Origin of the sequence: Streptomyces griseoruber (genome assembly GCF_001514205.1) — a bacterium.
Taxonomy (GTDB): Bacteria; Actinomycetota; Actinomycetes; order Streptomycetales; family Streptomycetaceae; genus Streptomyces; species Streptomyces griseoruber.
Genome location: NZ_KQ948766.1, coordinates 55,286 through 69,906, shown reverse-complemented (window position 1 = coordinate 69,906; position 14,621 = coordinate 55,286). Strand labels below are relative to the sequence as shown.

Below are 14,621 nucleotides of genomic sequence, written 5' to 3'. Positions count from 1 at the left end.
CGAGCCCTATGAGCCTGGGGCGTGAGGGTGTGTCAGCACCAGCGCGGCGCCTCGCCGATGTTCTCGATGTAGCGGGCGGAGCCCCAGGCCCAGGTGCCGTCGGTGAGGAGGTACCAGAGGGGGTTGCCGTCGACGCTCTGGCCGGGCGTCTTGCAGAAGATCGACACGATCTCGCCGCGGTGGACGGACCGGATCACCTGGCTGGCCCGGGTGGGCTTGCTGCGCAGGAGCAGGGTGTTCGCGGTGACGCGGCCGCGGAAGAGGCGCTGGGTGTCGTGGTGGCCGCTCTGGTTCCACTGGCCGTCACCGCCCTGGCCGGCGCCTTGGTTCCACTGGCCGCCGCCGTCGCCGCCGCTCTGGTTCCACTGGCCGCCGTCGCCGCCGCCTTGGTTCCACTGGCCGCCGCCGTCGCCGCCGTCGCCGCCGTTGCCGCCTTGGCCGCCGCCCTGGTTCCATTGGCCGCTTTGGCCGCTGCCCTGGTTCTGCCAGCTGTTGCTGTTGCTGTTCGTGTTCGTGTCGCTGCCGGTGTTCCAGCCACCGCCGCCACCCCCGCCCCCCTGGCCGCCCTCGTCCCAGGTGCTGGTGCCGGGGTCCCCGCCGTCGCCGTTCCAGTCGTCGTCGGCGGTGGCGGGGGTGGCGACGGCCGCGGTGACCAGTGCGCCGACGGCGGTCGCCAGGGCGAGGCGGGTGAGGGCGGAGCGGCGCAGGGACATGGCGATACCTCCATGAAGAGGGTGAAACCGGCTCAGAAGCTGACTTGACGCCAGATTAGGAGCGGCTCGCGCGTGTCGCCCGTCACGCTGCGCCATCGGGGAGACCCGGTGCCTGAGGCAGCGTCAGCGTGGCCACCGCCCCGCCCTCCGGGGCGTTGGCGAAGGCCAGTACGGCCCCCAGGACCTCCGCCTGGCCGACCGCGATGGTCAGCCCGAGTCCGTGCCCCTTCGCCCCGCCCTCCGTACGGAACCGCTGCGGCCCGTGCGCGAGGAGGTACTCCGGATAGCCGTCCCCGTGGTCCCGTACGGCGACCACCGGCCCGTCCACCGTGAGGACGACGGGCGCCCGCCCGTGCCGGTGCGCGTTGGCGACCAGGTTGCCGAGCACCCGTTCCAGGCGCCGCCGGTCGGTCTCGACCCGTGCGTCCCGTACGACCCTGATCTCCGTGTCGGCTCCCGACGCCCGCACGACGCGCCGGGCCAGCGCGCCCAGCTCCTCGGTGTCCAGCTCCAGCCGCTCCCGCCCGGTGTCGAGCCGGGAGATCTCCAGCAGGTCCTCGGTGAGCGTGCGCAGCGCGGCGACCCGGTCGCGCACCAGCTCCGTCGGCCGGCCCGGCGGCAGCAGCTCGGCCGCGGCGTGCAGCCCGGTCAGCGGGGTGCGCAGCTCATGGGCCACGTCGGCGGTGAAGCGCTGCTCGCTCAGCAGCTTGCTCTGGAGGGTGGCCGCCATGGTGTCGAGCGCGGCGGCGACCGCGCCCACCTCGTCCTGGGGCCGGCCCCGCTGCTTGGCCCGGGGGTCGTCGACCCGCGCGTCCAGATCGCCGGCGCTGATCCGCCGGGCCACCCGCGCGGTGGTGTGCAGCCGGCGGGTCACCCGGGTCACCGCGAACGCGCCCACGAGCAGCGTGGCGCCGATGGCCAGCCCCGCGGACCACAGGATCGCGGAGTCGAGCGCCTCGATGGTGCGCGCGCTCTGCGCGTAGTCGACCCGCACGGCGAGGGCCCGTCCGCCGTCGGCCGGACCGGCCGCCCACATCGTGGGGCGCCCGGCGGTGTCGGCGACCATCGTGCCGCGCTCCCCGGCCAGCGCCAGGGTCCGCAGCGAGGCGGGCAGCCCCGGCGGGTCGACGCCCGCGTCCCAGCCGAGGCTGTTCCCGGCCTCGAACGCCGCCGTCGCGTCCGCCAGCCGGGACAGCGCGAGGTCACGGGCCTGTCCGACGGTCTGGTTCGTCACCGACACATGCACGAGGACACCGAGCAGGGCGGCGAGCGCGCAGCACATCACCGTGATGAACACGGCGGCCTTCAGCGCGAGTGTGCCGACCCACCGGGGGAGCGCGAGCCTCATCGGCCGCTCGCCGGAGCGGAGGGGGAGGGGGAGGCGCTGGGGGAGGCGGAGGCGTGGGGCGTGGGGGATCTCCTGGGCTTCCCGGTGCGCATCATCTCGTCGTGGGTGAGCAGCATGGCGTGCTGCTGCGGGTCCCAGGTCCATTGCAGGCGGTACTCGTAACCGGCGACCTCCGAGGGGGCCCGGATGATCACCGCGCGGCCGGCCAGTTCGACGCCGCTCACCGCGTCCTCGTAGGCCATGATCTGGACGAGCCGGTGGCCGCGGACGGTGTACACGCGGACCGCGGTGAGGTTGCCGGGCAGTTGCCGGAAGCCGAGCGTCATGTCGTCGTGCCCGTCGCCGGTCAGGTCGCGGTAGTACGCCTCGAGGACGGGGCAGGCGCGCCCGGCCGTGCCGCTCCTGCCGCAGTCGCTCATCCGCCGGGCGGTCTCCTGGTACGCCCCCGGGCCGTAGTCGCCCGGGTGCGCGGCGATCTCCGCGCGGACGACGGCGACCGGGTCGACCTCGTGGATGTCCCCGCCGGGTACGGCGATGCCCTTCACCACCTCGGTCTCCACCTCGCCGATCTCGAAGGCGGGGCTGGAGGCGGGGGTGAGATCGGGCCAGAGCCGGTCCGGGCTGATCGCGGTCGCCGTCGCGCCCGCGCCCTGGAGCCCGCCCGCGTCACCGCAGGCCGTGGTCGCCGGGGCCAGCAGGGCGGCTGCGGCGACGGCGAGGGCGATGCGGGTGGGGCGGCTGGGGCGGTTGGACGGCACGGGACTCCTGAGGTGCATGGCGATGCGCGGCCCCGTACACCTTATTCATAGGGAAGTCCGTTTTGTGTACCAGGTGGTGCCAGGTGGTATCAGGGCCGGAGAGTGGAGAGGAAACGATTGTGCATGGTCATTCAGCCAGCTCCTCCAGCAGCCTGGCCGTCGGCAGTCCGGCCCGCAGGTACTCCACGAACAACTCGTTGTGCAGGGCCCAGGGCGAGCGCCGCGACCGTATCAGCCGGATCGCCTCGTCGGCCGGGTGGCCCTGCCTCATCAGCGTGTGGGCGACGACCAGCCCCGACCGGTTGTATCCGCTGTAGCAGCGCACCAGCACACTGCGCCCCTGCTCCAGGGCCTCGCCGGCGGCCTGGGCCAGCCGGATCACGCCCGCGAGCTGGGTGCCGTCCAGCGGCCCGTCCGGGATCGGCCACACATGGTGCACCACCCCCGGGTCGGGACCGTGCCCCGAGCGGGCCCGGGTCAGCGTCTGGACGAGATCGAACTCGTCCCGCGCCACGGCGAGGGCCGGCTGCCCGGAGGGCCCCCGGTACTCGTGGCAGCCCATCCACAGCCCCGGCACGATCTCGTCCCACGGACGGTCCGGAGCCGGTACGTCGGGTTGCTTTCTGCGGGTCCGCAACGGCGCCTCCCCACGCGCGCTCCCTGAGCCCTATGACCTGCCCAACTCCTCCCCAAGGTAACCGCCTTCTTGCCCTCGCAGCATCCCGCCTGTTCCCATGGTCATGGGGTGATGACGCATGACCGGACTACGCGTCGTACCGACCTGGCAGCACGGCCGGGAGCGGCTCTACGTCTGTCTCACCGACGGCAGGAACATCGCCTGGTACGACCGTGAGGCGGCCCGGGTCAATCTGCTCGCCGACGACCGCCGGGAGGACGTCCTGGAGGCGCTCGGCCCCTTCCTGACCGGCTCGGTCACCGTCGGCCCGCCCCCGGTGCCCACCCCCGCCGAACTGGCCCGACTCGCCCTCCACCCGGACGACGACCTCGCCCCCAACCGCCCCGGCGAGGCCCTCCTGGTCTCCCTGGACCGCGACCCCGCCCCCGCCCGTCGGCTCCGGCCCGACCCGCGCCGGCACGCCCTCACCGCGGAGCAGACCGTCGGCGAGGCCCTGGACCGCCTGGACGGCGCCGGCTGGCACACCCTGCACTCGATCCCCCTCCCCGGCGGCGACCGCCTCCACCACCTGGCGATCGGCCCGGGTGGCCTGTTCGCGATCCACTCCCTCTACGCCCGGAAGGCACGCGTCCGCGTCGCCGACCCCCACATCACCCTGGGCCGCCGCGACCCCGAGCCCCTCCTGCGCCGCCTGCGCACCGACGCCGCCCGCGCCACCCACGCCCTCACCGCCGAGGTCCACTCCGTCCTGGCCCTGGTCGCTCCCACGGAGGTCAGCTTCAGCACGGTCCCCCGCGAGGTCCGCGTCCTGACGGCCCCCGAGATCGAGAACTTCACCCGCCTCGGCGGAGTCCTGAAACCGGCGGACGTCGAGGCGCTGCACGCGATGGCCCGCGACCGCAACACGTGGACCCACCTCTGACGCGCCCCGGGGTCCCGGCCCCACCTTTGCCCACCCGACCCGCTTGCCAAAAGGGCGAGGAATCCGGAATCCGGGTCCTGGCCGCGCTGCCGGGGCGGGCCGGGGGCGGGGGGCTGTGAGCGGCCGTTCGCCTGAAGCGGGTCGCACAGGGCCGGGTTTTGCGTGCACCACGCTTCAGGCCGGCGCCGCGGGGCGGACGCCGCGTGACCCGATCGCCCGCCATCCCCGGCGGCACCCTGGTTCCCCGACAGCGCGGGGCCGGCCCAAGGCCGTCCTGCGGGACCGTACGGTCACCGGCGACGCCACGCCGTGGTCAGGGCACCGCCCCCGCGCGCCCCGCGTCGAGCACCGGTGCCAGCAGGTCGCCCCACTCCCGCACCCGCTCCATCACCTCCCCCGCCCCCAGCGTCATCCGGCCCGCCTCCCCCGACTCCGCGACCTCCCCGACCTCCTCCCACCGCAGCGGCGCCGACACCGACGGCTCCTCCCGGGCCCGCAGGGTGTACGCCGCGGCCGTCGTCTTGCGCGCCGCGTTCTGGCTCCAGTCCACGAACACCTTCCCCGCCCGCAGACTCCGCGTCATCCGGTGCAGCACCAGCGCGGGCATCGCCCGCTCCGCCTCCACCGCCAGCCTCTTCGCGTACTCCGTCACCCGCTGCGACGACGCCCCCCGCACCGCCGCCACCAGGTGCAGCCCCTTCGAGCCGGACGTCTTCGCGTACGCCTCGATCCCGTCCTCCGCCAGCCGTTCCCGCAGCCACCGCGCGACCTCGCAGCACTCCACCACCCCCGCCGGCGCCCCCGGGTCGAGGTCGAAGACCAGCCGGTCGGCGTGCCCGGGGTCCTGGATCACCCACTGGGGCGTATGGAACTCGGTCACCAGATTCGCCGCCCACACCAGGCTCGCCAGATCCTGTACGACCACCATCCGGGCCGGTCCCTCCGACCGCGGCACCTCGGCCGTGGTCACCCACTCGGGCGTCCCCGGCGGCACGTTCTTGGCGAAGAACACCTGCCCGCCCGGCCCGTCCGGATACCGCAGGAAGGACAGCGGCCGGTCCCGCAGATGGGGGAGCAGGACGTCGGCGACCGTGGCGTAGTAGTGCAGCACCTCGCCCTTGGTGAAGCCGGTCGCCGGATACAGCACCTTCTCCAGATTGCTGAGAGCGAGCCTCCGCCCCTCCACCTCTGTGATCGGCGTCATACGATGAGAATCACACAAATCGCATGAATTGCCCTCAATCACTGCAAATCACCCTGCCTCAGGAGGCCGCTGCCCGTGCGATCCATATGGAACGGCGCCATCTCCTTCGGCCTCGTCAGCATCCCGATCAAGCTGGTGAACGCCACCGAAAGCCACTCGATCTCCTTCCGTCAGATCCACACCGAGGACGGCGGCCGCATCCGCTACCGCAAGGTCTGCGAGCTGGAGGACCGCGAGGTGGACTCCGCGGAGATCGGTAAGGGCTACGAGGACGCGGACGGCACGATCATCCCGATCACCGACGAGGACCTGTCCCACCTCCCCCTCCCCACCGCGAGGACGATCGAGATCGTGGCCTTCGTGCCGGGGGACCGGATCGACCCCCTCCAGATGGACGCCGCGTACTACCTCCAGGCGGGCGGCGCCCCGGCCGCGAAGCCGTACACCCTCCTGAGGGAGGCGCTGAAGCGCAGCAACAAGGTCGCCATCGCCAAGTACGCGCTACGAGGCCGTGAGCGCCTCGGCATGCTCCGCGTGGTCGGCGACGCGATCGCCATGCACGGCCTGCTCTGGCCGGACGAGGTCCGCGCCCCCGAGGGCGTCGCCCCCGATGCCGACGTCACCGTCCGCGACAAGGAACTCGACCTCGCGGACGCCCTGATGGACACCCTCGGCGAGGTCGACCTGGACGACCTGCACGACGAGTACCGGGAGGCCGTGGAGGAGGTCATCGCGGCGAAGGCGGCCGGTGAGACGCCCCCCGAGGCCCCCTCCGCACCGTCCGGCGGCAAGGTCCTGGACCTGATGGCGGCCCTGGAGAAGAGCGTGCGCGCCGCGAAGGAGTCGCGGGGCGAGGAACCCCCGGCGGAGGCCGGACTCAGATCCCTGCCGCGCCCCAAGCAGCCGGCCGGGAAGAAGTCCACCTCCGCCACGAAGCGGGCAGAGCCCTCCGCCCACAAGTCGACGGCCCGGACCGCCAAGACCGCCAAGTCGGCACAGAGCGCGAAGAAGGCCACGTCGACGACGAAGAGTACGGCCAAGAAGGCCACCACGAAGAAGACGGCGGCCAAGAAGACGCCGGCGAAGAAGACGGCAGCGCGCAAGCGTACGGCCTGATCAGGCGGCCTTCCCTTCGGCACCCTCAGTGGACGAAGCGCCCTCGGCGGCACCCCGGGAGCCCCCTGCCCCCGTCGCCCGCCGCTCCGGAACCAGCACCAACCCCGCCCCCACCGCCAGCCCCGCCGCGGCGACGAGCGGAGAACGGCCGCCGTAGGCGAACCCGTGCCCGCGAAGGACGTCAACGCCCACGCACTCACCCCGGTCCCCACCCACATCCGCCACGCCGCAGCCCCCCCCGGAGCCGGGCGTCGGGCCGCACCCGAGCCCCCCACACCCCGAGCCCCCGCTCCACCGGCCGCAGCGCGAGGAGTACGCCCGCCAGAACGCCCCCGAGCACCACCATCCACGGCACCCGGAGCGCCCACCAGGCCGCCGACGGCCGCGGGCCCGGCCACCGCCGGGGTCGCGGCCCATCGGCGCCCCCCCCCGCAACCCCTCGCAGGACATCTTGACGGTGCCGATGTTACCGGTAACATCGAGCCTCGTCGAAGCAACACCCCCTGCCCACACCGCCGTGGGCCGTCCGCCCTGGAGTCCGCGTGACCGACCAGCCCACGCGGCAACGGCGTACCCCGCCGGTGCCGGGACCGCCGGACACCCCTGCCCGCCCTGTCTTCAGCACCGGCGCCGTCGCCGCCGCCTGCGCCGCCTTCGCCCTGATGGGCGCGCTCCAGGCCTTCTACGGTCCCGCCATCCCCGCCCTGCGGGGGGAGTTCGACCTCTCGCCCTCCACCGCCGGGCTGGCCCTGAGCGCGCACTTCGTCGGGGGAGTCGCGGGAGTCCTCCTCTTCGACCGGCTGTACGGCCGTATCGGCAACCGGCGGTTGCTCGGCTCCTCGTACCTGCTGATGGCGGCCGGCGCGGCGGGCTTCGCGCTCGCGCCGGACTGGGCCACGGCCCTCGCCGCCGCCCTGCTCGCCGGCCTCGGCGCCGGCGGGGTCGACTACGGCCTCAACCAGCTCTTCGCCGTCGGCTTCGGCAACCGTTCCACCGCGATGCTCAACATCCTCAACGCCCACTTCGGCGTCGGCGCGATCCTCGGCCCCGCCCTGATCGGCGCGGTCGGCGCCGACCGCTACCCGGCCGTCTTCCTCGCCTTCGCCCTCGTCACCCTGCCCCTGCTGCTGTGCCTGCGCGGCGTACGCGACCACGTCCCGCCGCACCCCGGCGACACCCCCGCCGCGCCCGCCCCCGCCCGCCGCGCCCTGCGCTCCGTACTGGCCGTCTTCGTCGCCCTCTACGTCCTGCACGTCGGCATCGAGGCCGGCGTCGGCGGCTGGGAGCCCACCCACCTGGAGACCGTCGGCTACGGCGCCGGCCTCGCCGCCACCGCCACCTCCGTGTACTGGCTGATGATGACCGTCGGCCGCTTCCTCGTCGCCCCGCTCGCCCTGCGCTTCTCCGCCCAGGCCATCATCACGGTCTCCTGCGCGGGGATGACGGTCTGCCTGCTGCTGGCCGCCGTACCGGATCTCGCGCCGTACGCCTACGCGGGCGTCGGCCTCTTCATCGCGCCGATCTTCCCGACCGGCCTGCCCTGGCTCCACCGGGCCGCGCCCCACGCCCGCCGCGCCGGTGCCCTGGTCATCGCCGCCTCCCTGGCGGGCGGTGTCGCCGCGGGCCCCTCGCTCGGCAAGGTCATCGAGTGGTCGGGCGTCCGCGCCGTACCGCTCCTCCTCGCCGCGGTGTCGGCCGTGTGTCTCGCCGCGACGCTGTGGCTGACCCGCGCGACCCGCACGGCCGCCCACTGACCGGCCCCCACGTCCCACCCGTACCGAAGGGAACCCGCATGCCCGCCCTGACCACGACCTCCGACGGTTTCCTGCTGCACGGCGAGCCGTTCCGCATCCTGTCCGGCGCGCTGCACTACTTCCGCGTCCACCCCGACCAGTGGACCGACCGCCTGCGCAAGGCCCGGCTCATGGGGCTGAACACGGTGGAGACGTACCTTCCCTGGAACCTCCACGAACCCACCCCCGGCACCCTCGCCCTCGACGGCCTCCTCGACCTGCCCCGCTTCCTGCGCCTGGCCCGGGCCGAGGGCCTGCACGTCCTGCTGCGCCCCGGCCCCTTCATCTGCGCCGAGTGGGACGGCGGCGGCCTCCCCCACTGGCTGACCTCCGACCCCGACATCCGCCTGCGCACCAGCGACCCCCGCTTCACCGACGCCTTCGACCGCTACCTCGACCTGCTCCTCCCCGCCCTCCTGCCGTACATGGCCGCGTCGGGCGGCCCGGTCATCGCCGTGCAGGTGGAGAACGAGTACGGCGCGTACGGCGACGACACCGCCTACCTCAAGCACGTGGAGAGCAGCCTCCGGGCGCGCGGCATCGAGGAACTCCTCTTCACCTGCGACCAGACCGACGGCGACCACCTCGCCCACGGCACCCTGCCCGGTGTCCTCGCCACCGGCACCTTCGGCAGCCGGGTGGACCAGTCCCTCGCCCGGCTCCGTGAGCACCAGCCCGAAGGCCCGCTGATGTGCTCGGAGTTCTGGATCGGCTGGTTCGACCACTGGGGCGGCCCGCACCACGGCCGGGACGCCGCGGACGCCGCCGCCGACCTGGACCGCCTCCTCGCCGCGGGAGCCTCCGTCAACATCTACATGTTCCACGGCGGCACCAACTTCGGTTACACCAACGGCGCCAACCACCACCACGCCTACGCGCCCACCATCACCTCGTACGACTACGACGCCCCCCTCACCGAGAGCGGCGACCCCGGCCCCAAGTACCACGCCTTCCGCGAGGTGATCGCCCGCCATGCCGGCGTACCGGCCGAGCCGGTGCCGTCCCCGGCCCCCAAACTGCCCCGCACCGAGGTCGAGTTGACCCACCGGCTCGCCCTCTTCCGGCAGCTCGGCCACGACGGGGTGCGCTCCGCCGATCCCGTCACCGCCGACACCCTGGGCCGACGCGCCGGATACGTCCTCTACCGGACCACCGTGTCCGCCACGGGACCCGGCCTGCTCCACTTCGAGGGCGGAGTCGGCGACCGCGCCCAGGTCTTCGTCGACGGCGCCCCCGCCGGTGTCCTCGAACGCGAACGCTACGACGAGACCCTCCCGATCCACCTCCCCCGCCCCGGCGCCCGGCTGGACGTCCTGGTGGAGAACATGGGCCGGGTCAACTACGGCCCCCGGATCGGCGTCCCCAAGGGACTGCTCGGCCCGGTCACCTTCAACGGCGAGGCCCTGCGGGGCTGGGACTGCCACGCGCTGCCCGTGGACGACGTGCCGCCCGCCCTCGCCTTCACCCCGGCGGCCACCCCCACCTCGGCCGAACCGGCCTTCCACCAGGGCACGTTCGAGGTCGCCGAACCCGCCGACACCTTCCTCTCCCTCCCCGGCTGGACCAAGGGCCAGGCCTGGGTCAACGGCTTCCACCTGGGCCGCTACTGGAACCGGGGCCCCCAGCGCACCCTCTACGTCCCGGCCCCCGTCCTGCGGCCCGGCACCAACGACCTGGTCCTCCTCGAACTCCACGGCACCACCACCCCCAGGGCCCACCTCGTGGACACCCCGGACCTGGGTCCGACGACCCCCTGACGCCGACCCCGGAGCCCACCCCATGCCGCGCCACCACCTCCAGGTCCCCGCCCCCTCCGCCCCGCCCCTGCGGGGCCACCTCCCCTTCTCCGACGCCCCGGGCGTCCCCGACCCCATCGAGGTGACCAGCCGCTGGCTGACCCGCGCCGGACGCCCCTGGTTCCCCGTCTCCGGCGAGTTCCACTACTCCCGCCACCCGGCCGACCACTGGGAGGAGGAACTCCTGAAGATGAAGGCGGGCGGTGTGACGGCGGTCGCCTCCTACCTCATCTGGATCCACCACGAGGAGACCGAGGGCGACCTCCGCTTCGACGGCGACCGCGACCTCCGCCGGTTCGCCCGGCTGTGCGCCCGCCACGGCCTCGACTTCATCCCCCGGATCGGCCCCTGGTCCCACGCCGAGGTCCGGGGCGGCGGCCTCCCCGACTGGGTCCTGGCCCGCACCACCGCACCCCGCACCGACGACCCGTCCTACCTCGCCGCCGTACGCCCCTGGTTCGCCGCGATCGGGGCCCAGCTCGGCGGACTGGGGCGCGAGTCCGGCGGCCCGGTCATCGCGATCCAGATCGAGAACGAGCTGTACGACCAGCCCGGCCACCTGCTGACCCTGAAGCGCATGGCCCGGGAAGCCGGCCTCGACGCACCCCTGTGGACCTCGACCGCCTGGGGCGGAGTCCGGCTCCCGGGCGACGAACTGCTCCCGCTCTACGGGGGTTACCCGGAGACCTTCTGGACCGAGCACGACGGCGGCTGGCCCGACACCTGCCGCAAGCACTTCTTCTTCACCCACCAGCGCGACGACGAGGGCATCGGCGCCGACCTGCGCCCCACGACCGTCCGCGGCACCGACCCGGCGGCCTACGCCGACCGTTTCCCCTGGGCCACCTGCGAGCTGGGCGGCGGCATGGCGGTCGCCTACCACCGCCGCCCGCACGTCGACGCCGCCGACATCGGCGCCCTGGCGCTCACCAAGATCGGCTGCGGCTCGGTCTGGCAGGGCTACTACATGTTCCACGGCGGCACCAACCCGCTCGGCGGCCGCACCACCCTCCAGGAGTCCCACGCCACCGCCTACCCCAACGACCTGCCCGTCCTGACGTACGACTTCCAGGCCCCGCTGGGCGAGTACGGCCAGTACCGCCCCTCGTACGACGAACTCCGCCTCCAGCACCTGCTGCTGGCGGAGTTCGGCGAGCGGATCGCCCCGCTGGAGTCGGCCCTGCCCGCCGACGGCCCCGGCGGCCAGCACGACAGCGCCACCCTGCGCTGGGCGGTCCGCACCGACGGCCGCGCCTCCGGCTTCCTGTTCGTCAACAACCACCAGCCGCACGAGCCGTTGCCCGACCACGAGCGGACCACCTTCACGGTCGCGTTCCCGGACGGCGAGCCCCTCACCCTCCCCACCACCCCGGTCACCGTCCCCTCCGGCGCCTACTTCTGCTGGCCACTGCGCCTGGACGTGGCCGGCCTGCGCCTCGACTGGGCCACGGCCCAGCCGGTCTGCACGGTCGCTGACGACGGCCGTACGGTGCTGGTGCTCGCCGCGACCGACGGCATCGCCCCCGAACTGGCCCTGGACGCGACGACGGTGGCGAAGGTCACCGGAGCGGGGACGGGGACCGTACGGCGGGAAGCCGGCCGGGTCCTGATCACCGGCCTGCGCCCCGGCACCGACGCCCTCGTGGAGACGGAGACCGCCGACGGCACCCGGGTGGCCCTGCTGGTCCTGGACGCGGCGACGGCCCGTACGGCCTACAGGGGCCGGGCCTGGGGAGCCCCGCGGCTGATCCTGTCCCCGGACGGGGTCGTCCTCGACGAGGAACGGGACGAGGTACGCCTGCACACCCGCACCGACGCACACCCCGGCGAGCGGTCGACCCTGGCGGTCCTCCCCGCCCCGCCCCACCCCCTGACGGTCACCGGCGCCACCCTGAAGGAGACCCGGGACGGCTCCCTGACCCGCTACACCCTCTTCCCGGACCCGGAGACGGAGGGCACCCTCCTCCCCGACCCGTCTTTCACCCTCCTGCGCCCGCCGGGCCCGCCGCCCACCCCCACCACCGGTGTCCTCCACCGCGCGAGCGCCCCGGCCGACGAGCACTACGACGCCGTGGCGGCCGTGTACCGGGTGGACGTCCCCGGGGACATCCCCGAGGGAACCCTGCTGCGCCTGCACTGGACGGGGGACACGGCACGGGCGTACACGCGGGCGGGGCGGCTGGTGGCGGACCAGTTCTTCTCGGGGCGCCCCTGGGAGCTGGCCACGGAGCTGGTGCCGCCGGGCGAGCCCCTCCTCCTGAAGGTGCTGCCGCCGGCCGCGGGGGCGAAGGTGTACACACCGGTGGCGGCATCCCCGGGTGTCGCGGAGGTGACGGGCGCGGAGTGGACACGCCGCCGGACGTGGACGCTGCGCCGGACCTGACCCCGGCCCCCGCACCCCGCCCGGCCTATCCTGTGGGTCAGCCGGGCGGGGCAGGCCCGGTGGATCCGCGGTCGGCGCCAGGCCCGCCCGCGGAGCAGCCCAGGCCGAAGGAAGCAGAGCACCCACCATGACCCCAGGCGCCGCCGACGGCCCGGCGACCAAGGGACGCAGCCGACGCAACTTCGCCGGCGCGCGCCCCGTGATGGACGACGTGGCGAAACTCGCCGGCGTCTCCAAACAGACGGTCTCCCGGGTGCTCAACGACCACCCGGCCGTACGCGCCGAGACCCGCGAGGCCGTCCAGGCGGCGATGCGCACCCTCGGCTACCGCCCGAGCCGCAGCGCCCGTTCCCTGGCCAGCGGCCGGACCCGGATGCTCGGCGTGATCTCCTTCGACGCCGCCCGCTACGGCCCCGCCTCCACCCTCACGGCCATCAACACGGCCGCGCAGGAGGCCGGTTACCTGGTCAGCTCGATCGCCCTGGACACCGCCGACAAGGACACCGTCGTCCGCGCGGCGGACCGGCTCTCCGCCGAGGGCGCGGACGGTGTGATCGCGATCGCCCCCCAGCTCTGGGTCGCCCGGGCCCTGGCCGAGGCCCACCTGGACACCCCGTTGGTGGTCATGGACAACGACCTCGGCGACGGCACCCCCATGGTCACCTCGGACGCCCGCACCGGCGCCCGCAAGGCCACCGAGCACCTCCTGGGCCTCGGCCATCCCACCGTCCGGCATGTGGCGGGCCCGACCGGCTGGACCTCGGCCGACCGCCGCGCCGACAGCTGGCGGGACACCCTGAAGGCGGCCGGCGCCGAGATCCACGCCCCGCTCATCGGCGACTGGAGCGCCGACTCCGGCTACGACCTGGGCCGCGAACTCGCCAAGGACCCGTCCGTCACCGCGATCTTCGTCTCGAACGACCAGATGGCCCTGGGCGTCCTGCGCGCCCTGCACGAGGCCGGCCGCGGGGTCCCCGAGGACGTCAGCGTCGTCGGCTACGACGACATCCCGGAGGCCGCGCACTTCCTGCCCCCGCTGACCACCATCCGTACGGACTTCACGGACATCGGCACCATCTCGCTGCGCATCCTGCTGGACCGCATCGACGCCTCCTCCGGCCCGCGGACACCGGTGCCGCCGCTGACCCTGATCCCCGTGGAACTGCGCGTCCGCGACAGCACGCGCGGTGCCGGCTAACCGGTGGTGAACGCCCGTACCCGGACCCCGGTGTCACAGACGCGCACCGCCTTCTCCTTCCCCTCCGAGGTGGTGAAGGCGGGGGTCAGCGGCCGTGACTCGCCGGGCGGGACGACATCGAGCGCGGTGATCGCGTCGCACTCGCCGAGGCTGGTGAAGGTGAGCGCGGCGACGGCGGAATCGCCCGGCCCGAGGGTGACCTTCGGGGCCTCGGCGGCCGACCCGGCCCAGTCCACCGGCAGTTCGGTCCGTCCGGTCCGGCCCTCGAAGAGCAGGGACGGGAAGCCGCGTACCGTGCAGGAGCCGTCGCCCTTGTTGGTGAGCACGACGGAGGCCCGGCCCTCCCCGGTGCTCCGCGCCACGGCCGTCAGGTGCTGCGTACGGCAGTGATCGGCGGCGGGACTGGGCAGGGAACCGGCGCCGTAGAGCACACCGGCGGACGGGGCGGACGTGTCCTGACCGGCACCGGCATCTTTCTCGCCACTGTCGCCGGTGCTGTCACCGGCGTCCCCGGCATCCGCGCCGGGGCTCGCGTCCGGGTCCGCACCGGATCCGGCCCTCGGGACGTACCCGGCCTCGGACGACGACGCTTCGGGGGAGGCGTCTGACGCCGCATCGGGGCCCGACGAGCAGCCCGCCGCACCCACGAGAAGCAGGACCGCGACGGCGTACCTCGTTGGTCGGCGCATGACTCCTGCTGGGTTTCGAACGGACAGATGGACGAATTACGGCCCCCGGGCCTCGTGCTGTGAG

12 protein-coding genes are annotated in these 14,621 nt (G+C 73.9%); 6 read left to right on the top strand and 6 right to left on the bottom strand.

Going from position 1 to position 14,621, the window contains the following annotated elements; genetic code table 11:
* Positions 1–32: 32 nt before the first annotated feature.
* The 4 genes from AQJ64_RS51705 to AQJ64_RS12465 form a co-directional block, all read right to left on the bottom strand.
* Entirely contained in the window at positions 33–713 is a 681-nt protein-coding gene (locus AQJ64_RS51705; RefSeq protein WP_079061614.1) for an SH3 domain-containing protein, read from the bottom strand.
* Positions 714–795: 82 nt separating this feature from the next.
* Positions 796–2,061: a HAMP domain-containing histidine kinase gene (locus AQJ64_RS12475; protein ID WP_059202627.1), complete on the bottom strand. Its 1,266-nt coding sequence runs from the start codon at positions 2,059–2,061 to the stop codon at positions 796–798.
* Positions 2,058–2,837: a hypothetical protein gene (locus AQJ64_RS12470; protein WP_059202626.1), complete on the bottom strand. Its 780-nt coding sequence runs from the start codon at positions 2,835–2,837 to the stop codon at positions 2,058–2,060. Before AQJ64_RS12470 ends, AQJ64_RS12475 begins: the two co-directional genes overlap by 4 nt.
* 109 nt (positions 2,838–2,946) lie before the next feature.
* Positions 2,947–3,456: a protein-tyrosine phosphatase family protein gene (locus AQJ64_RS12465; protein ID WP_055638850.1), complete on the bottom strand. Its 510-nt coding sequence runs from the start codon at positions 3,454–3,456 to the stop codon at positions 2,947–2,949.
* Between the two features lie 118 nt (positions 3,457–3,574).
* Here AQJ64_RS12465 and AQJ64_RS12460 point away from each other — a divergent pair, with 118 nt between their 5' ends.
* Complete coding sequence (locus tag AQJ64_RS12460; protein WP_059202625.1) at positions 3,575–4,378, top strand: nuclease-related domain-containing protein; 804 nt, start codon at positions 3,575–3,577, stop codon at positions 4,376–4,378.
* Positions 4,379–4,691: 313 nt separating this feature from the next.
* Here the strand turns inward: AQJ64_RS12460 and ligD are convergent, their stop codons facing one another.
* Complete coding sequence (gene ligD / locus AQJ64_RS12455) at positions 4,692–5,582, bottom strand: non-homologous end-joining DNA ligase (RefSeq protein ID WP_055639190.1); 891 nt, start codon at positions 5,580–5,582, stop codon at positions 4,692–4,694.
* 75 nt (positions 5,583–5,657) lie between these two features.
* Here ligD and ku point away from each other — a divergent pair, with 75 nt between their 5' ends.
* The 5 genes from ku to AQJ64_RS12425 all read left to right on the top strand — a co-directional run bounded on the left by ku (position 5,658) and on the right by AQJ64_RS12425 (position 13,868).
* Positions 5,658–6,698, top strand: a complete 1,041-nt coding sequence (gene ku, locus AQJ64_RS12450; protein ID WP_055639191.1) for a non-homologous end joining protein Ku — start codon at positions 5,658–5,660, stop codon at positions 6,696–6,698.
* Between the two features lie 662 nt (positions 6,699–7,360).
* Complete coding sequence (locus AQJ64_RS12440) at positions 7,361–8,452, top strand: MFS transporter (RefSeq protein WP_059202703.1); 1,092 nt, start codon at positions 7,361–7,363, stop codon at positions 8,450–8,452.
* 38 nt (positions 8,453–8,490) lie between these two features.
* The gene (locus AQJ64_RS12435; RefSeq protein ID WP_059202623.1) at positions 8,491–10,248 is read left to right on the top strand and encodes a glycoside hydrolase family 35 protein; all 1,758 of its coding nucleotides are present in this window, start codon (positions 8,491–8,493) and stop codon (positions 10,246–10,248) included.
* Positions 10,249–10,270: 22 nt separating this feature from the next.
* On the top strand, positions 10,271–12,670 hold the full coding sequence (locus tag AQJ64_RS12430) for a beta-galactosidase (protein WP_059202622.1): 2,400 nt from the start codon (positions 10,271–10,273) through the stop codon (positions 12,668–12,670).
* 127 nt (positions 12,671–12,797) lie between these two features.
* Positions 12,798–13,868, top strand: coding sequence for a LacI family DNA-binding transcriptional regulator (locus AQJ64_RS12425; protein ID WP_055638141.1), 1,071 nt, complete (start codon positions 12,798–12,800; stop codon positions 13,866–13,868).
* Here AQJ64_RS12425 and AQJ64_RS12420 read toward each other — a convergent pair.
* Positions 13,865–14,557: a DUF4232 domain-containing protein gene (locus tag AQJ64_RS12420; protein ID WP_055638140.1), complete on the bottom strand. Its 693-nt coding sequence runs from the start codon at positions 14,555–14,557 to the stop codon at positions 13,865–13,867. The genes AQJ64_RS12425 and AQJ64_RS12420 overlap by 4 nt on opposite strands.
* Between the last annotated feature and the right edge of the window lie 64 nt (positions 14,558–14,621).